This window comes from Shewanella sp. 2_MG-2023 (assembly GCF_030548905.1).
In the GTDB taxonomy this organism is placed as follows: Bacteria; Pseudomonadota; Gammaproteobacteria; order Enterobacterales; family Shewanellaceae; genus Shewanella; species Shewanella electrodiphila.
The window spans coordinates 64,386-84,883 of the sequence record NZ_JAUOSO010000015.1 but is presented as its reverse complement, the minus strand read 5'-3'; the positions used below and the strand labels follow the sequence as shown (position 1 = coordinate 84,883).

Sequence of the window (20,498 nt, the reverse complement as noted above, 5' to 3'; positions counted from 1 at the left end):
ATATAAAGCTATAGTTTGTCGATTCTCTGCTCATTTATTGCTTTATTAAATGTGTAAACTTTTCTGCGTTATTAGGCTTAAAACCTAATTGGTTATTAGTTATTAGTCCTTTTGACTATTACTTATTTAAACAAATAAAAATCACAACCTAAACTATGATTTCTTTATTCATAAGCCGTTATTGTGATTATCTTTCCATTTTCATCGTGAAGTAATTCTGTTTTTTTAACGCATCGTAAATGTGTCTGTCCCTTTGATAAAGTGGAGTCATGGTAAAATAAAAACCATTTGCCTTGATGGGATACAATTGAATGATGATTTGTCCAGCCTAACACTGGGTTTAATATCACTCCTTGGTAAACAAAAGGCCCATAAGGGTTATCACCAATACCATATGCGATATTATGGGTATCGCCTGTTGAGTATGAAAAATAGTATTTACCATTATATTTATGAACCCATGACGCTTCAAAAAAGCGGCGTTCATTGTCTTCAGTTGTAATGGCGTTTCCATCTTCATCAAGGATCACAATATCTTTCACAGGTTCGGCAAGTGACAACATATCGTCTGATAGTTTAGCCATCTTTGCTGGTAATGAAGCTTGATCATCAGCTGGATATTGATCTTTAGATGAAAATTGTCCTCGATGCCAGTTTTGTAATTGACCGCCCCATAAACCACCGAAATATAAGTAATAACTACCATCATCATCTTCAAAAATAGCAGGGTCGATACTAAAAGATCCTTCGATGTAACTGTCTTCAGCGATAAATGGCCCTGCTGGAGATAAACTTGTCGCAACGCCTATTCTGAAAATCCCTTCTAAATCTCGAGCGGGAAAATAAAAATAATAAGTGCCATTTTTATGCGCTGCATCTGGCGCCCAAAGTTGTTTGCTAGCCCATTTAACATTCTCAAGACTTAATGCGACACCATGATCAACAACTTCATTTGTGTCATTCTCAATAGACAAGACATGATAATCATTCATTGCAAAGTGGTCGCCATCATCATTAATAGCATTATCTGTTTCTATATCATGAGAAGGATAAATATATATTTTATTATTGAAAACATGAGCAGATGGATCTGCTGTATAAATGCTAGTAATTAATGCTTCATCCTTTTGTTTAAAAGAATTGGCTTTTTTAATATCTAACGCTTGCTTCCTTTCAGCATCACTCACTTCATTATTAATCATGATTTCCCTTTTATTTACGGCAGAAGCCATAACAATTCCTCAAAAATATTTTTAATATGTTTAATTAACCAGCACACAATTAAGTTAAACCTTAATTACTATGAATAAGGCTTCTTAACTTCACTTAATTTCAGCCAGGTTTAATTGAATCTTTTTAACTTCTAATTCTGTTAATCGATATTTACTAATAACAACTAGACAAACAACCGTGCAAATAATAGGTATACCAGCAAAGGCAAGTAAAATACCTGATAGTGTATGATCTGTTTGCACTTGATTAGGAATATAATCATAAGCTGATAATATCCAGCCAGCTAACGCCCCACCAATTGCAAAACCAAATTTAATTGCCAGTAAATGTCCAGAAAATGTAATTGCAGTCAGTCTTTTACCGATTTTCTCAACACCATAATCAACAGTGTCAGCAACCATAGAAAACATGATGGGCGTTATGATCATATGTGCAAAGTTAGCAATGAAATAAGTCACAAATATAAGTGCGATTTGATTACTATCAATGACGTAAAATAATGAATGAGAAATGATCACAACCACTAAAGCCACTTGAAACAGAATCTTTTTCTCAATGAATTTTGAGAGGAAGTTAGTCGAGATTGCCCCCAAGACTGAACCAACTGCCGCCAAGGTTAAGAAGTTTGATAGTAAGTCCTCATCACCGATGTAATATTTAATATAGTGCGGTGCAACAGATGCTCGAATTCCGATAAGGATCAACGTAGCAAGACTAATAATCGCGATAACAAGCCATTGGTCATTTTTAAATAGCTGAAAAAAGTCTTTAAAAATACTCTGAGTTGAGCGCTCATGTTTATCAGTTTCGTTGGTTAATGTTTCCTTTGTCATTGCAAAACACAATAAAAAACAAACTGCAGCTAATGAGCCCATGAATATCATCGCTAGCGGATAACCAACAGCATCTTCGCCTTGACCGAAATATTCAACTAAACGCGGTATTGCCCAAACGATAACCACTAATGCAGCCATTGCCATGGCAAATCGATATGATTGTAATGATGTACGTTCTTTAGGATCTGACGCCATCACTCCGCCTAATGCACCATAAGGAATATTAATTGCGGTGTAACATGTCATTAACAGTCCATAAGTAACGTAGGCATATATGAGTTTGCCTGTGCTATTAAAATCAGGGGTTATAAACGCTAAACAGGCTAATAGACCGTAAGGTAATGCTAAAAATAGAATGTAAGGTCTATATGAGCCCCAACGTGTACGGGTTCTGTCGGCAATTCCGCCCATGATTGGATCAGTGAATCCATCAAACAATCGTACTGATAGAAGTAATGTGCCAGCTGCAGCTGCCGACAAGCCATAAACATCGGTATAAAAAATCAGCATGAAATTAGCGACCATTTGAAACACGATATTACTTGCAGTGTCCCCAAGGCCATATCCAAGCTTTTCTTTAATGCTGAGTTTATTAATAAAAGTGTCCATTACTGTTCCAACTAAAGGTTATAGTCACAAACACTATATCAAACCATTAACATTGTAAACAATTTTGATTAACTTTTAACAAGATGTAAAAAAAGACAGCGAATGCTGTCTTTGTGATATTTTTAAATTTGATTTTAGTATTCGAATGTATAACCGAATTGTGCCAATTTTTCATAGACTTCCACATCAAACCGATACAGTGCAGCGGCACGATGCGCTACATTGCGTTGCTTTTCTTTACAGTCGATGAGTAAATCCATTTTTAATATTTTTCTGCGGAAGTTAGGTTTATCTAGCGTTACGCCCAATATAGATTCATATAAATCTTGCAGTTGTAACAGAGTGAACTTTTCAGGTAATAAACTGAAACCAATAGGTTCATGCCTTACTTTGTATTTCAGATGATTTAAACAACTGGCCAAAATATTATCATGATCAAACATCAGGGTTGGTACTTGTCTAACATCGAACCATTCACACTCAATCGCATTAGCACCATGAGTTAAGTTGGTGTCATCAAAACGGACTAAGGAATAAAAAGCAATGGTAATAATGCGTCTTGCAGGATAGCGGTCAACATCGCCAAAAGCACCAAGTTGGTCTAAGTATAAGTTTTCAACACCTGTAGTATTTTTTACAACACGAGATGCTGCCGTTTCAAGGTTTTCATTACTACGAACCCAGTGACCTACTAGTCCCCACTTATTTGTAGCAAGACCTTGATTATATTTAACCAGCAACACTTTCAGTTTGCCTTCATGTAGGGTAAAAATAAGATTATCGACGGTTAAGTTACTAATACAATCAGCTGGGATGGTTTCTTCATCAATAACTTCGTTTATAAAATTCACAGGAGGTTTCCAATTATTAAAGCAAGCTTTGATATAAAACATTAAGACGCACGGCAGTTAAGTCACCACTACCAAATGTTCTAACAGTTAAACACAACATAATTGATAATCACTTTACTCATCAAAAACATAATTGTAAATGACTGTTACAAAATCCATTTATCGCTTTTAGGAAGAAGAGTTGAATAAAAAGGAAGAAATACCTGGTGTGATAAGCGTCTGTATAGCTGCGGTTTTGGCCAATTGATAAACAGACACTTTGTGTTTACAAAATAAATTGAATATTTATCTGTAAATATTCATTCACCGACTAACTCGAAACTGTAGTCCTGCTTATATTGTATAAAATTTTTCCACAAAAGCTTATTCAATTGGTTTACTGGACTCTCTTTGAATTATTTTAAAATCTAAAATATTACGTAATTGATTGCTTTTTAACTCGGTAAAATCTTTAACCTTATTAGAAGTAAACAAACTCACAGCTAACTTTGCCATTTCATCAATAGGTTGTCTTACTGTCGTAATATTTGGCCATACTACCGTTGCAAGGGTTGTATCATCAAATCCGACAACGGATAAATCATTTGGGACATTGATCCCTTGATTTTGTGCAATTGAGATTACCGCTGCCGCCATATCGTCATTGGCAGCAAATATGGCACTAGGTTTGTCTTTTAAAGCTAACATTTTTTTCGCTGCAACCATGCCAGATTGATAAGTAAAGCAACCTTGTTCAATGTATTCTGGTGGCGTGTTGATTTTATTTGAGCGTAAAGCATCTAAATAACCCTGATAGCGTAAGCGACTAACACCTTGATTAGCATCACCGATAATATGGCCAATTTTGTTATGGCCTTGCTTAATAAGCATTTCAGTTAAATCAAACGCAGCTTGATAATCATCCATACAAATATACGGAGAGATGGTTAACTGACTGTCGGGAGCCACTCTCACAAATGGAACATTAGCATCTTGTAAGCAATCAATAATTTCTTTTTGCTCACACACAGGCGGCAATAATATCATCCCATCGACTTTGGTTTCATTGATCAAATCTTTTACAGATTGCAGTGTTTTTTCAATGTTCTTATCCGCCTCATCAACGACTAAATGAAACCCTTTAGTTCGGCAACTTTTTAACGCGCTTAACAAAAACTGACTTATATAGGCATCACTAGGATTATCATAAAGTAATCCAATTAAATAAGATTTATTACTGGCTAAACGACGAGCAGATTCATTAGGTCGATATTGTAACTGTTCGGCAACGGCTAGCACTTTACTGCGAGTGCTATCACTGACTTTAGGATCTTGATTTAACACTCTTGATACAGTCATCATTGACACACCCGCTTCTAGCGCTACATCTTGTATGCGGGCTTTTTTTACTTTGACCATTGCTTACCTACTAATAAAACTACATCGAGAAATTAAACAGTTAATAACTGTATGAAGATAGACAGCTATTTTGATACGTTACATTCTGAATAATAACATTTTTAAAATCATAAATGTAAAAACGTACTTTCCTAAGAAGCGACCATTAGTCATTTTTAAATAATGAAATCAAACTCACGCTACACGTTCTACGTAATTGCTAGTAACGTTCTAAAGACAATCAGTAGTTATATAAATATGAGAACTAAATTAGAGCGCTAAAAAAGAGCTTTGACACTGGCCAGCTGGCTTTGAAATAATAAGCTATGTTGATGGCTAACAACCGCACTTTCTAACTTCCCTTCTTCAATAACTCGACATGCTTCATCTGCTTCAAAATGATAGCCCAGTGATTGCCTGTTATCAGTAAAACTTTCAACCAATTCATCAAGATGAAATAAACGACACTCTTTAGTTCTAAAGGCATCAGGAATTAAAATATAACCTTCATTACCGATAAGATAGGCATTATTACTTAATCGACATTGAAAGGATGTCGCAAGGCTGACCATCACATCATCACTTTTACCTATGATAATGACATCATCCTCAACACCGGTTTCACAGAAATTGGCTTTAACGAACAAGTTATCGATATCTGCTTCAAGAAAGAAATCTGCAATAGCTAACGGGTAAATACCCATATCTAATAAGCATCCTCCCGCTAAATTAGGATTGTACTCTCGGCCATCTAATTTAAAAGGCACAGGATAACCGAAATCAACTTTAATATGTTTAAGCTGTCCAATGCGGCCATCATTTAACCACTCTCTAGCTTTTTGCATCGCGGGTAAAAAATAGGTCCATAATGCTTCCATTAGTAGCAAGCCTTTATCTTTCGCTAACCTGACTAATATTTCACATTCTTTATGTGAAACTGTCATGGGTTTTTCGCACAGTACGTGTTTTCCGGCTGATAAGGCATCAAAGGCTTGTTGAAAATGAAAATTGTGAGGCGTGGCGACGTAAACAATATCCACCTTGGGATCATCAAATAATGTTTGGTAGCCTTGGTAGGATTTTTCAACATTATATTGTTTAGCAAATTCATCAGCGTCAGCTTGCTTTCTTGCGGCTACTGCATATAAATGGCTGTTCTTTGAAAACACTAAGTCCTGGCAAAATAAACCTGCAATCCTTCCTGCACTCACAATACCCCAATTTAGTTGAGTCATTTCTCATTCCCTTTTGTGTTTAAAGATATATTTTGCCAAAAACTACATTGCAATTACTGTGTTATCACCAAGGTTAATTGGCTATAGCAATAATTAACAAACAACAGACGTTAACATTAATTACACAAAATACCCTTGATAGATTTAAAACTCAATGCTAATGTTAGCGCTAACAAAGTATAACACAATATAACAACGGATTGAATTATGTATCTTGGAATCGACTTAGGAACTTCTTGTGTAAAGGTCATTATTTTAGACAATGATGATCAGTTGTTAGCGCAAGCTAGTTCAGCACTAACAATATCTCGACCACAATCACAATGGTCAGAACAAGATCCGAACCAATGGTGGCAAGCGACCTGTTTAGCAATGGCTGAGCTCAAATTAACCAAAGCTGATTTACTCAAAAAAATTAAATCTATTGGTTTGTCAGGCCAGATGCATGGCGCCACCCTACTCGATAGCAATGACCAAATTATTCGTCCAGCGATATTGTGGAATGACGGCCGTAGCCAACTTCAATGTAAAACCTTAGAAGAAATTGAACCTGATTCACGTGATATTACTGGCAACATCGCGATGCCAGGCTTCACTGCTCCTAAATTATTATGGGTAAAGGAGAATGAACCAGAGAACTTTAATAAAGTTGCTAAGGTTCTATTACCTAAGGACTTCTTACGTTTACAAATGACCGGAGACTATGCCTCTGACATGTCTGATTCTTCCGGGACACTCTGGCTAGACGTAAAGAACCGTTGCTGGTCTGAAGCAATGTTAACAGCAACATCAATGACGATTGAGCAAATGCCGTTGTTATATGAAGGCACTGACATTACCGGAACATTAAGCGCGAACATCGCCAGTTTATGGGGGATGAACACGGTGCCTGTTGTCGCAGGTGCAGGTGACAATGCGGCTGGAGCTATAGGTATTGGTGTAATAAAACCAAATCAAGCATTTTTATCACTGGGCACCTCAGGGGTATATTTTGTGGCAAATGAGCAATATTTACCCAATCCGGATAATGCGGTACATACATTTTGCCATTGCTTGAGTAATACATGGCACCAAATGTCTGTGGTATTAAGTGCAGCAAGTTGCTTGAACTGGGTGACTAAACTAACGGGCTACGACAACGAATCGGCTTTATTAGCTCAAATAGCTAAATGTGATTTTAGCCAACCAAACTCAGTATTGTTTTTACCCTATCTATCAGGTGAGCGTACACCTCACAATAATCCGACGGCTAAAGGGGTTTTCTTTGGTTTAGACCATAACACTGATGCCGCCACCATGGGTCGAGCGGTATTAGAAGGCGTAGCCTTTGCTTTTGCCGATGGGCAACAAGTTTTATTAGATGCTGGTGCAACGATTGAAGAAATAACGGTTATCGGTGGTGGCTCAAAAAGCCGATTATGGGGAGATATTCTTGCTAGCGTATTAAACCGTCCATTGTCCTATCGTGAAGGCGGCGAAGTTGGCCCTGCCTATGGTGCCGCTAGATTAGCAAGAATAGCCATTGAGCAAAGTCCCACAGAAAAAGTCTGTACCTCTGGCAAACTTAAACACCTTGTATTACCTAATCCTGAAATGCAGGGATATTACGCCACGCAATATCAACAATTCAAAAGTTTATATCAAGCCACTAAACACCTCTTTATCTAATTAGCACCTTATAAATAAGATAAAAATCTAACACAAATCATATACAAACTAACCGAAAAAATATGGAGTCATCATGAGCGAACAATTTTTTAATAACGTAGAAAAAATCAAATTCGAAGGCGAATCGAGTAAAAACCCTTTTGCATTTCGTTACTACGACGAAAACCGTGTAGTAATGGGTAAAACAATGAAAGAACATTTACGTTTTGCTGCATGTTACTGGCATAACTTCTGTTCTACAGGTTTTGATATATTTGGTGAAGGCACCTTTGATAGACCTTGGATTCAACCTGTCGGTGATCAACTTGCATTAGCAGAACAAAAAGCTAAAGTCGCTTTTGAATTTTTTGAAAAACTCGGTGTACCTTACTTTTGCTTTCATGATACAGACATAGCACCTGAAGGAGCTACGTTAAAAGAAAGCCATGCTAACGTAAATCATATTGCTGATGTACTAGAAAAAGAAATGCAACGCACTGGGGTTAAATTACTTTGGGGTACAGCCAATTTATTTTCAAATAAACGTTTTTGTGCCGGTGGTGCAACAAACCCGAACCCTGAAGTTTTTGCCTATGGCGCTGCACAAGTTAAACATGCCATGGAAGTCACTCACCGTTTAGGTGGTGAGAACTATGTTTTATGGGGCGGCCGTGAAGGTTATGACTCACTACTTAATACTAATTTAAAACAAGAAAGTGAACAGTATGCTCGCTTTTTAAAAATGGTCGTAGAACACAAACATAAAATCGGTTTTAAAGGCACATTATTAATTGAGCCAAAGCCACAGGAGCCGACTAAGCATCAATATGACTATGACACCGCAACAGTTGCAGGGTTCTTACACAAGCACGGTTTACAGAATGAAATCAAAGTCAACATTGAAGCGAATCACGCTACTTTGGCTGGTCATAGTTTTCATCATGAAGTAGCTGTAGCATGTGCTGAAGGCATTATGGGCAGTATTGATGCTAACCGTGGCGATATGCAAAATGGTTGGGATACAGACCAATACCCGAACGACGTAGCTGAGTGTACGTTAGTCATGTATGAAATTTTAAAATCAGGTGGCTTTACCACTGGCGGGTTAAATTTCGATACAAAACTTCGTCGTCAGTCATGTGAAAATGACGATTTATTTCATGGCCACATTGGCGGTATGGATACCATGGCTAAATCATTACTCAACGCAGCCCAACTTATTGAAGATGCACCGTTATCTTCATTTGTAGAGCAACGTTATGCAGGGTGGAATAAAGGCCTAGGTAAAGATATTTTTGATGGACAACATAGCTTAGAAAGCTTATCAAAAGTCGTTCATGAACAAAATATCAATCCTACATCGACTTCAGGGCGACAAGAACTACTCGAAAACGTCGTCAATCGTTATATCTAAGGACTGTTCCCCCATCTAATAAATGGGGGATTTTTTTATCATGAATATGTTGGAACAATTAAAAAAAATCACAACTGTAGTTGCTGATAGCGGTGATATTGATGCGATTAAGCTTCACAAACCTATAGATGCAACGACTAACCCTTCTCTGATCTTACAAGCATCAAAACTACCACAATACCAATACCTTGTTACTAAATCGATATCTCAAGGTAAAGACAACATCGATGATATTTGTGATCATTTAACCGTTAATTTTGGCTGTGAAATCTTAAAGTGTATTTCAGGACGTATATCCAGTGAAATTGATGCTAGGTTGTCATTTGACACGGTAGCAAGCATTGAGAAAGCAAAAAAGATAATTGCTTTATATGCCGCCAATGGCATAGATAAAAGCCGGGTACTAATTAAATTAGCCGCGACATGGCAAGGTATTAAGGCAGCTGAAGAGCTTGAAAAACAAGGTATTCATTGTAACCTCACCTTGCTTTTTTCAATGACTCAAGCCATAGCCTGTGCTGAAGCAAAAGTCACCTTAATTTCCCCCTTTGTGGGACGAATTTTAGACTGGCATGTACAACAATCGGGTAAACAATTTGAGGCTTTTGAAGATCCTGGCGTATTGTCTGTCAAAGCTATTTTTGACTATTACAAAACATATGACTATCAAACAGAAATTATGGCAGCAAGCTTCAGAAATGTTGATGAAATTATAGCGTTAGCCGGTTGCGATTTACTTACTATCGCACCTAGTTTACTGACTGTATTAAACAATACTCAAGGTGAGTTAGTCCATAAATTAAATGCTAAAGAAATATGCAGAGTTAAGCCTAAGGCACTTAAAACGTTGAGTTTTGAACAATTCTCGTGGCAGCTAAACGAAGATGAAATGGCTTGTGATAAATTATCAGAAGGGATCCGTAATTTTGCTAAAGATCAGGCTATCTTAGTTGAAATGATCCAACAGCTTGGCAAAGCAGAAAGTTAACCAAAAGGTTAACTGAGATTTAAGTTATTATTTAGGCCATCATAATTTTTATGATGGCCTAAATGTTAATTCCAAATGTTTGTTTATCGATCGATGAAGAATGTACTAATGTCTTTCGCTATAGGTAAAATAATCAAACTCAGCAGCAATATTCGCTCCCGTTAGATCTTGGCAACACATACCCACAAATGCCCCTGTGAAGTTAGCACCTTCACCCTTACCTGCTTCATCAGAAATGAGACTGTAATCTAATTCACATATCGGCAGCCACGCATTACCATCTACAGAGTAGCTAAAAGTTAACTGTCCATAATCAATATCAGCTCTTAAGCCTATGTGTTCACTTTGCTGACTGGTAATAGGTATACGTTGTTGATAAATAGGAAAGTCAGCCTTTAAAGACTCATCACCTAAACAGCTCATGACATCGATATGTATCCCATTTTCATCATATGATACATATAGATAATGAAATTTATGGGCATTATAATAGCAAATTAATCCTGCTTGTTGTTGAAAACTCGTAGGTTTAAAGCGCAATTGTGTTTGTGCAACGAATGAATGATGTTGCTGTCTTCTGGCAATTAATGCCTGTTTAAACGTACTGCCAACTGAATGTTTTCCGTATAGCGTTAACGCACCTTTGTTATCAGTTAAACTATAAAAGCATTCAGGATTGGGGATTCTTAACCATTGATAATGATCAGGTAATACAGGGCTAGAGAAATCATCATGATGTGAATAATCTCGCAGCGGTTTACCTGTTAGTCCTATAGGATTAACTTCTCCGTAAACTTGGCCCGATGCTAAGCTAAACCAGCCATCATCTTTTAAAATTAAGGTTTGAATACCTGTTTCTCGACCAAGTGGACTGCGCTTGTCTCCGTTTTCTAATGTAATCGGCCTAGACATAAGATGTGTTAAAAACCATCGTCCATCTGGAGATTGCACTAATCCACCGTGTCCAGTTCGTTGCAAAGGCTTATCCAAATTATCTTTAGACGTTAGCACATGAACATTAGGATCAATTTCATAAGGACCGGTGATACTTTTAGAGCGTGCAAACGTGCAAGCATGTTCGTAGCTCGTCCCACCTTCTGCAGTTAATAAGTAATAGTAATCATTAATCTTGTATAAATGCGGTCCTTCGGTCAACTGATGTTTACTGCCAGAAAATATATTAACTGCGGTGCCAATGAGTTTTTGCTGCTGTTGGCAATATTGTTGTAGCACAATACCGGCAAAAGGATGCTTACCTGGACGGTGATCCCACAGCATATTCACTAGCCATTTACTGCCAGTATCATCATGAAATAATGATGGATCGAAACCACTACTGTTTAAGTAAACTGGATCGCTCCATTCACCATCAATTGTGGAGCAAGTCGTAAGGTAATTGGGACAATCTTTAAAGTTACCATCAAATCGTTGGACGTTAGTATAAATGAGATAAAACAAACCATCTGCATAACTCAAACAAGGTGCCCAAATGCCACAAGAGTCGGGGCAACCTGTCATGTCCAATAATGAAGCTCTGTTTAATGGTCTGCTGATTAATGTCCAATTTACCAAATCCACTGAGTGATAAATTTGTACCCCTGGATACCATTCAAAAGTTGATACGGCAATGTAATAGTCATTGTCCACTCTCACAATACTGGGATCTGGGTGAAAACCTGGCAAAATTGGATTTATTTGTTGACTCATAATTAACCTGCAGTGTGACTAAAATGTTACTCATTGATTGTTTTTATATCACAACATCACTGTTAGCGCTAACACCACTTTTAATGAATTTACTTTCATCATTACTAAACTGATTGCTAATTAATCATGAGAAAACAGCACAAAAGTTAAATCGAGGGAGCATTTAATCGTGTTTTTACTATTGAAAAGGACGCTATACTTTTCGAATTTCTGTATTGGTTTGCGGGGTAAATTAAAACATAGTTTTAAAATGAAGATTAATGCTTAGTATCAAGTTGAACTATTTTTAAACTAAGATTTATCAGAAAATTTATATGGTGTTAAACAGCTAAAAAATGTCACTCTGTTATGAGTGACATTAAGATTCAAAATTAGCTTATCGTTTTTTAAACCAGTAATATGTATCTGCGACTTCATGTCTAAACCTTGAATAAGGAACAAAAACACTGTTTAGACTTTCATTCCATTATTCATCTTCATCATAGCCATTAGGGTTGGCTGATTGCCAGCGCCAAGTATCGACCATCATTTGATCTAAAGAGCGATTGGCTTGCCAGTTTAAGGCATCATTAGCTTTAGTTGCATTTGCCCAAAAAGCGGGTAAATCACCTGCTCTTCGTGGACTAACTTCATAAGGTATCTTCTTATCTACTGCTTGCTCAAACGCAGTAACAATTTCAAAAACAGACACACCATTGCCTGTTCCTAAATTAAACGATTCAACTCCAGCAAAACCTTGATTGTCGTTCAACCATTTCATTGCTGCGACATGACCTTCAGCAAGATCCATCACATGTAAATAATCTCGTTCACAAGTCCCATCTTTTGTTGGGTAGTCTGAGCCGAATATGCTCAGTTTTTCGCGCTTACCCACCATCACTTGCGCTACATAAGGTAATAAATTATTTGGGATACCTTTTGGTGACTCACCAATTTTGCCGCTTTCATGTGCTCCAATAGGATTAAAATAGCGCAGTGACACACCTCTAAAATGCGGATTTGAAGCTGCAGTATCTGCCATTATACGTTCAACCATTACTTTGGTTGCCCCATAAGGACTTGATGGCGTGCCTAATTTCATGGTCTCTACATAAGGCACTTCATTTTCTTCACCATAAACGGTTGCTGATGAACTAAAAATAAAATTATTGACCTTGTGTTCTGCCATCGCTTCTAGCAAACAAACCGAGCCATGAACATTATTTTGATAATACTCTAACGGAATTTGTGCAGATTCACCTACAGCTTTAAGCGCTGCAAAGTGGATTACTGTATCAATATTATGCGAACTAAATACGTTGGACAGCTGATGCTTGTTTCTTATATCGCCTTCAATAAAGGTAACACTTTTACCTGTTAATGATTCAACACGTTTAATAGATTCAATACTTGAATTAAATAAATTATCGAAAACGACTACATTGCAGTTATTTTCTAATAATGACAAAACAGTGTGCGAACCGATATACCCTGCGCCACCTGTAACTAAAACGTTCATTTATCTTCCTTAATGAATTCATACTATTTAATGGTCATTAACCATTTCTGCTCACATCATGTTTACATTTACTGATTTTGAACTTTTATTACAAAAAAAGCTAATAAAAAAGCGGAGTTCAACAAAAACCACTGTAAACAATGCGTTTATGTTCTTTTATTACAGTTAAATTAAAAGTTGAGATATGATTTTTGGCTTAATCCTGAATTTATTATATCTAAATTTGACTCAGTAATTTCATTATTTGCGCCCATCCTATTAATATTTCTACGTTTATTAAAAATAAAAACCGGTTTGAAACATCTGACACATAAAATTACACATTCAAACAGTAAGGGTTTAACAAACTCTGTAACATGCACTTATAATACTGTTAACGAATTTGTCATAGGCACAAGTCTATGATTTAGCTTTAAGCAAGAGGAAGTGCCGTGGCTACTGCAAAGCAAATTATTCTCCCTATTGGCATAATAGGTGTAGGCGTAATCATTACTGGTTTGTTGGTTTCTATGCAAAAACCACCCGAAGAGAAGCCGTCAGTTGATAATACCCCGCTTGTATCTGTCGAAACCATTAATTATAAACCAATGACATTTACCGTTAGCTCTTATGGTGTCGTCAATGCCAAATATCATACTGAATTGGTGGCACAAGTCAGTGGTGAAATCACTTATTTATCTGACGCATTTGTTAAAGGCGGTTTCATTAAAAAAGGCGATGTCCTCGCAAGAATTGATCCTAGCGACTACGAGTCAGCGCTGTTAGATGCACAAGCTAATTTGGCTTCAGCCAAAGCAACGTTAGTTCAAGAAAAAGCTAACGCACAAGTAGCTGAGCGTGAATGGGCTGAGATTACTGACAGTAAGCCAAGTGATTTAAGCTTGCGTAAACCACAATTAGCCCAAGAAATTGCCAAACTAAAAAGTGCTGAAGCTGGATTGTTACGTGCAAAAAGGAATCTTGAACGAGCAATAATTAAAGCGCCCTATGATGCATTAATTGGCAGTCGTAATATCGGTTTAGGCACATACGTAGGTAACGGATCGCCTATCGGTTTAGTTTATAGCACTGATAAAGCTGAAGTTCGATTACCACTTGCAGACAAAGAAATGCAATATTTAGATCGTAAAGGTGCAAATGCAGAAGTCACTTTGGTGGGTAACTTTGCAGGTGAAAAACAAGAATGGATTGGCACTATCGTTCGTAGCGAAGGGGTGATTGACAGTAAAAGTCGGATGACATACTTAGTTGCTGAGATTGATGACCCATATGGGCTTAATAGTAACCATAAAGAATTAAGATACGGTACTTATGTTACTGCTCACATTGGCGGTACTCATGCAGGTCAAGTGGCCGTTGTCCCGCGCCATTTAATCGTGAATGGCCTCGTTGCGACAATGGATAAAGACAAAAAATTACGTTATCTGCCCGTTAATATTATCAGACAAGATGGCAGCAACGTCATTATCTCAAGTGGTTTAGCAGAAGGTATGAGCATCATTACTTCTGCACTTGATTACCCTGTTGAAGGAATGACGGTGGCCTTACCGACCGATAAAATTCTTCAAGTAGAGCCTAAGGTTGGTGTTGATTCTGACACTGCTATCGCCATGGACGATAAGGAATAAATTCATGGAAGATACTCATAAAGGCATAATTGCTTGGTTTGCCCGTAACAGCGTTGCGGCAAACTTATTAATGATCATTATTTTATTAGGCGGCTTGTTAACGGCTAATACGATTCGTAAACAATTTTTCCCCGCTGTTGAAATCAACTGGATTGAATTCAGTGCTGTATATCCAGGCGCTGCTCCGCAAGAAGTAGAAGAAGGCATTACCGTAAAAATTGAACAGGCACTTGAAACCGTTCAGGGATTACAACGTGTCATCACCTACTCTAATCGAAATCAAGCTAATGGCTACTTTCGAATTGAAGATTCTTATGATCCGCAAATCGTACTTGATGAAGTTAAATCTGAAATTGGTTCAGTATCTACCTTCCCTGCTGGAATGGAGTTTCCAAAAGTAGAACGTATCAAAATTCGTCAAGAAGTCATGTACTTAAGTCTTTATGGAGATTTGTCACAGCGACAACTTAAAGATTTAGGTGAAAAAATCCATAAAGAAATCATGCAGCTGCCTAACGTTAACATTGCAGACTTCTATGGTGGGTTAAATTATGAAATTAGTGTTGAAGTCAGTAAAGATAGATTACGTGAGTTTGGGCTTAATTTTAATGATGTTGCTGAAGCAGTTCGAGGTTATTCTCGCAACATGTCTGCTGGTCAAATCAAAGCAGAAAATGGATATATTAACCTACGTGTAGAAAACCAAGCTTATGTCGGCTATGAATTCGAAGATTTGCCCTTACTCACTTTAGATGATGGGACAAACCTCTTATTAGGCGATGTTGCGACTGTCAATGACGGCTTTGAAGAAGGGATTCAGTATTCTAAATTCAATGGCCAAAATGCAGTGACTTTCTTTGTCGGTGCGGCTAAAAATCAGAGTATCACCGATGTCGCTGATACCATGAAAGCCTACATTGCCAAGAAGCAGGCCTTACTACCAGAAGGAGTCACGCTAGAGCCATGGGTAGATATGACCTACTATCTTGATGGTCGCCTTGATTTAATGCTAGACAGTATGAAAACAGGTGCTGTGTTGGTCTTTTTCATGCTGGCATTATTTCTACGTGTACGTTTAGCTTTTTGGGTGATGATGGGGTTACCCGTCTGTTTTCTCGGTACCTTATTATTCATGCCGATGGCATTTATTGATGTAACCATTAACGTAATTAGCTTATTCGCGTTTATTTTAGTACTGGGTATTGTCGTTGATGACGCCATTGTGATGGGTGAAAGTGCCCATACTGAGTGCCAAGAAAATGGTCAGAATATTGATAGCGTGATCCGTGGTGTAAAGCGTGTCGCAATGCCGGCAACATTTGGTGTATTAACCACCATAGCCGCATTTTTGCCAATCACTCTTGATGATGGCCCTTCTTCTGCCTTTGGTCAGGCAATCGGTTTTGTAGTGATACTCTGTTTACTGTTCTCATTAGTAGAATCTAAACTGATCCTCCCTTCTCATTTAGCCCACATGAATAAACCTAAGGTTGTTCAACCAGGCTCTAAAAATCCTTTAGATTGGTTACGAAATGGGGTTAATTTTATTCAGGGTAAAATTGAGAAGTACTTAACCCTATTTATCAGTAATATCTACAAACCAAGTCTTACATTAGCCGTTAAATACCGTTATGCGGTTATTTCAACCTTTATTATGCTCATTGTGATTTGTGCTGCGTTATATATTAGTGGTTTAGTCCGCTTTATTGGGCAACCCAAAATTCCACATGATTTTCCAAGGATCAGCTTGGAAATGAATGTTGATGCAGCAGAGACTGCAACACTTGATGCAGCGCATTCTATCGAAGCCGCATTAAGACAAGTTGAAACTGAGCTTGAAGATAAATACGGGCAAGGCATGATTGCTGAATTACAAGTTGAATTACAAGGTCGTACTCGTGCTGAAGTAAGAACCAAACTTGTTGACCCAGAATTAAGGCCGATTAATACCTTTGAAGTCGCTGAAATGTGGCGTCAAGCAATGCCGAAAATACCCGGCGTTAAGTCTTTTGAAGTCCAAGATAGCTTGTTTGGTGGTGGACGCGATGATGGTGATATTAGCTTTAGATTAGAAGGCAACGATGACGTACAGCTGATCGCTGCTTCTCAAGCACTAAAAGATAAGCTTAATACCTTAAAAGGGGTTAGTGACGTTAATGACAGCCGTCAGTCTTCAGCGAAAGAAGTGCAGTTTAACTTAAAACCATTAGCCCATAGTCTTGGGCTAACCCTGGCGAATATTGCTTCGCAGGTAGGTAATAGTTTTTACGGTCTTGAAGCACAACGTATCATTCGTAATGGTGAAGAAATTAAAGTAATGCTTCGCTACCCTGAAGCACAACGAAACTCCATCGCCTTGGTACAAGAGGTATTAATTAAAACACCTCAAGGTGCAGAACTTCCCTTATCTGAAGTCGCTAACATTGAAGTAGTACAAGGGGTTAATAGTATTCGCCGCGAAAACGGTAATCGTACTATTAATGTATGGGCATCTGTAGATGCTGAGCAAGCTGAGCCGTTTAAACTTGCAAAAGATATTCGTGATAACTTCATGCCAGAACTATTAACCAAATATCCACGGGTTAAAAGTGAAGTGTCAGGTAATATTCAAGAGCAATTGGACAGTGCTGACACGCAACTACGAGATTTTATAATCTCAATGTTAGTGATTTACAGTTTACTTGCTATCCCGCTTAAATCTTACGTACAGCCATTTATGATTATGTCTGTGATCCCATTCGGTGTTATTGGTTCGATGTTAGGCCATATCATTTTAGGTATTGATTTAAGTGCCCTTTCTGTATTCGGTATTATTGCAGCTGCAGGTGTGGTGGTGAATGACTCTCTGGTCATGGTCGATTACGTTAATAACTCTCGTAAGCGAGGTATACCGTTAAATGAAGCGGTTATTAATGCGGGTTGTCGTCGATTTAGAGCGATCATGTTGACTTCGTTAACTACATTTATTGGTTTGATGCCGATTATGACAGAAACCAGTATGCAAGCGCAGATGGTTATTCCTATGGCTGTATCACTAGCCTTTGGTGTTTTGTTTGCAACAGTTGTGACGCTTTGTTTAATCCCTTGTCTTTATATTGCCATTGAAGATATGCGCGGTATTGCTCAAAGAATTTGGAGATTATATGTTCCGGAACCAGCCGAAACAAATTCAGGCTTAGAGCAACAACCTAGTCATCGTGCTAGTTAGATAACTCAGTATGTATTAATCGGTTTATCGTTAAACGATTACCTTAATTAAAAAAGCGAAACGTCAGTTTCGCTTTTTTTGTAATAGCTCATAAATTTAGTATCGATGCCTAGACGTTTTGTTAAATCAGCTACAACTACAAAAGAATGTCATATAGTGACGCTATGATGAGAATGAACATAACAATAATTAGTAAGGATCAATTGTGTCAAAGATTCCCTTAGTTTCGAAATTCATATTTACATTAGGCAGTATTATATTATCGATATCTGTCACAGCTACCGATATACAACAGCCGTTTAATCATGCTTCAGAATCTACACAAGAACACGTATTGTTGATATCAATTGATGGTTATCGCTATGACTATAATGAACTACACCAACCACAACATATCAAAGAGTTTGCCAACAATGCTGCCACCGTTAAGCAGTTTGTGCCCTCCTTTCCAACAGTCACTTTCCCGAATCATTTGACACTCGTTACCGGCCTGTATCCTGCGAATCACGGCATTATTTCAAACCGTTTTTATAATCCTGAATTAGAACGTGATTATGCGATGAACATTAGTGAAGCCGTAACGGATGGTCAATTTTATCAAGGTGTACCGTTATGGTCATTAGCGCGTCAGCAAGGGTTAAAGTCAGCTACTTATTTTTGGCCTGGTTCAGAAGCTGAAATAGCGGGTTTTAGACCGAATTACTGGCTCAAATATGATGGACGTACTCCTAATGAAGAAAGAGTCCAGCAAGTGATCGACTGGTTTTCGTTACCTGAAGATGAACGACCACAATTCGTGACATTATACTTTTCAGATGTTGATAGCGCAGGACATCACCATGGTCCAGAAGCATCACAAACGCGAGATGCAGTACTATATATAGACACTATGATCGGTAATTTGCTTACTGAATTAAAAGATTTACCTTTTGAAGTTAACGTGATTATCACTTCAGATCATGGTATGGCAAAAGTGGATGAATTTGATCGGGTATATACAGATCAGTTAATCGCCAATAATCAAAAACTAATTAAAAAGTTTATTTTTAACAATGACGCGGCATTTTCGTTAGTCACAGCAACGGGTAAAGATAAACAACAGGATCTCAAGCAACTTAAAGAGTTGGTTTCTCAGGTTGAAGGACTCGAGTTTTACTTACAAGCAGATGTGCCAAGCCACCTGCACTTTACCGGTAATGCTTCAATTGGGGATGCTGTCATTGTGAGTAATAATTACTATATTACTAGTACTGATGCTAAACCAGGCGTTATCGGCAAGCATGGTTATGATCCTGAAGTAATCTCAGATATGAATACCGTACTCTATGCTCAAGGGCCAATGTTTAAACAAGGCGCTACGATACAACAAGCTAAAAACATTCACCTGTACCCTCTCATCGCTCATATTTTAGGTTTAACAGTAACAGAAAAGATTGATGGTGAATTGTCAGTATTAAGTCCGCTTTTAAAACATTAAAACAACTAAATGGATAAAACCAATCTAAAGCCTTTTATGACGAGTTAACTGAGTAAGCTAAACGGTTAAATTGGTTTGTTACCGCATTGAAAGCGTAAATGTAAGAGAACATTATGAATCACATGATTGCTGAGGCAAAACGCCTTCGTGGTAACCTGTTTGCTTAGGTAAAGAGATGCACAAACGAGATATAAAATTATTGATAACGGGTGAATAGCCTATCAGGTACGTTTTGTGTAAAAAATCAATTATACAAATCCAACTTAAAAGGCCAATTGCCAAATTCAATTGGCCTTTGTTGTACTGAATGTCACTAACTTTTCTCGGCCGCCATGATTTGTTGATATAACTTGTCTTTCATCTCAACGCGATGTTGCTTTAAGTCATGAATAGAATCATCAGATATGGGTGAATCTTTTAATTCTAATTCACGAATTTGTTTGTCCAACTTATCGTATTGCTGTAATACAGTTGCAAATTCAGCATCAGATTTATTTAGCGCTGCAATGGTGTCTAAGTGATCAGGAAATTCATTTCGAAGAGAGTGATTTTCACCTAACATATAAGCCTCATTTATTTATCTTAATATTACATGTTCATTGGTTCTATTTTCGAGTTTTGAAGGTAACGATTTTCAACTTTAAATCTCATATAAAATGTAGAGCACTTAGCATAAAATACAAGCATATTTTCTCAATATAGAATTTCTGACACAAAATAAGTGCTCAAAAAACATTCAACCCTTTATAAATACAAGGTGTTTGATCTAATCTATTCAAAACTTTGAATA

The 20,498-nt window shown here is 37.5% G+C and carries 14 protein-coding genes; 6 read left to right on the top strand and 8 right to left on the bottom strand.

Translation table 11 applies throughout. The annotated features are described in order from the left end of the window. Positions 1–164: 164 nt before the first annotated feature. The 5 genes from Q4600_RS15340 to Q4600_RS15320 form a co-directional block, all read right to left on the bottom strand. Complete coding sequence (locus Q4600_RS15340) at positions 165–1,202, bottom strand: glycoside hydrolase family 43 protein (protein ID WP_303517149.1); 1,038 nt, start codon at positions 1,200–1,202, stop codon at positions 165–167. 120 nt (positions 1,203–1,322) lie between these two features. Next, entirely contained in the window at positions 1,323–2,678 is a 1,356-nt protein-coding gene (locus Q4600_RS15335; protein WP_303517150.1) for a glycoside-pentoside-hexuronide (GPH):cation symporter, read from the bottom strand. A 134-nt stretch (positions 2,679–2,812) separates the two neighbouring features. After that, positions 2,813–3,529: an NUDIX domain-containing protein gene (locus Q4600_RS15330; protein WP_303517151.1), complete on the bottom strand. Its 717-nt coding sequence runs from the start codon at positions 3,527–3,529 to the stop codon at positions 2,813–2,815. A 363-nt stretch (positions 3,530–3,892) separates the two neighbouring features. After that, positions 3,893–4,927 carry a LacI family DNA-binding transcriptional regulator gene (locus Q4600_RS15325; protein ID WP_102527282.1) on the bottom strand — a complete coding sequence of 345 codons (1,035 nt, stop codon included), beginning with the start codon at positions 4,925–4,927 and terminating at the stop codon, positions 3,893–3,895. A gap of 257 nt (positions 4,928–5,184) precedes the next feature. Then, the gene (locus Q4600_RS15320; RefSeq protein ID WP_303517152.1) at positions 5,185–6,141 is read right to left on the bottom strand and encodes a Gfo/Idh/MocA family protein; all 957 of its coding nucleotides are present in this window, start codon (positions 6,139–6,141) and stop codon (positions 5,185–5,187) included. A 207-nt stretch (positions 6,142–6,348) separates the two neighbouring features. Here Q4600_RS15320 and xylB point away from each other — a divergent pair, with 207 nt between their 5' ends. From xylB to tal, 3 genes are all read left to right on the top strand, one after another. Then, complete coding sequence (xylB, locus tag Q4600_RS15315; RefSeq protein WP_303517153.1) at positions 6,349–7,809, top strand: xylulokinase; 1,461 nt, start codon at positions 6,349–6,351, stop codon at positions 7,807–7,809. Positions 7,810–7,882: 73 nt separating this feature from the next. Continuing rightward, the gene (gene xylA, locus Q4600_RS15310) at positions 7,883–9,202 is read left to right on the top strand and encodes a xylose isomerase (protein ID WP_303517154.1); all 1,320 of its coding nucleotides are present in this window, start codon (positions 7,883–7,885) and stop codon (positions 9,200–9,202) included. A 37-nt stretch (positions 9,203–9,239) separates the two neighbouring features. Continuing rightward, positions 9,240–10,190: a transaldolase gene (tal, locus tag Q4600_RS15305; protein ID WP_303517192.1), complete on the top strand. Its 951-nt coding sequence runs from the start codon at positions 9,240–9,242 to the stop codon at positions 10,188–10,190. Between the two features lie 105 nt (positions 10,191–10,295). Here the strand turns inward: tal and Q4600_RS15300 are convergent, their stop codons facing one another. After that, positions 10,296–11,897 carry a glycoside hydrolase family 43 protein gene (locus Q4600_RS15300; RefSeq protein ID WP_303517155.1) on the bottom strand — a complete coding sequence of 534 codons (1,602 nt, stop codon included), beginning with the start codon at positions 11,895–11,897 and terminating at the stop codon, positions 10,296–10,298. Positions 11,898–12,363: 466 nt separating this feature from the next. After that, positions 12,364–13,395, bottom strand: a complete 1,032-nt coding sequence (gene galE / locus Q4600_RS15295) for a UDP-glucose 4-epimerase GalE (protein ID WP_303517156.1) — start codon at positions 13,393–13,395, stop codon at positions 12,364–12,366. A 431-nt stretch (positions 13,396–13,826) separates the two neighbouring features. Between galE and Q4600_RS15290 the strand changes: the two genes are divergently transcribed. The 3 genes from Q4600_RS15290 (at position 13,827) to Q4600_RS15280 (ending at position 19,708) form a co-directional block, all read left to right on the top strand. Then, positions 13,827–15,023 carry an efflux RND transporter periplasmic adaptor subunit gene (locus Q4600_RS15290; RefSeq protein WP_303517157.1) on the top strand — a complete coding sequence of 399 codons (1,197 nt, stop codon included), beginning with the start codon at positions 13,827–13,829 and terminating at the stop codon, positions 15,021–15,023. A 4-nt stretch (positions 15,024–15,027) separates the two neighbouring features. Continuing rightward, positions 15,028–18,231 carry an efflux RND transporter permease subunit gene (locus tag Q4600_RS15285; protein WP_303517158.1) on the top strand — a complete coding sequence of 1,068 codons (3,204 nt, stop codon included), beginning with the start codon at positions 15,028–15,030 and terminating at the stop codon, positions 18,229–18,231. A 205-nt stretch (positions 18,232–18,436) separates the two neighbouring features. Next, entirely contained in the window at positions 18,437–19,708 is a 1,272-nt protein-coding gene (locus Q4600_RS15280) for an ectonucleotide pyrophosphatase/phosphodiesterase (RefSeq protein WP_303517159.1), read from the top strand. Between the two features lie 313 nt (positions 19,709–20,021). On the opposite strand, the gene Q4600_RS15275 is transcribed toward Q4600_RS15280, so the two are convergent. Next, positions 20,022–20,270, bottom strand: coding sequence for a YdcH family protein (locus Q4600_RS15275; protein WP_102527273.1), 249 nt, complete (start codon positions 20,268–20,270; stop codon positions 20,022–20,024). Between the last annotated feature and the right edge of the window lie 228 nt (positions 20,271–20,498).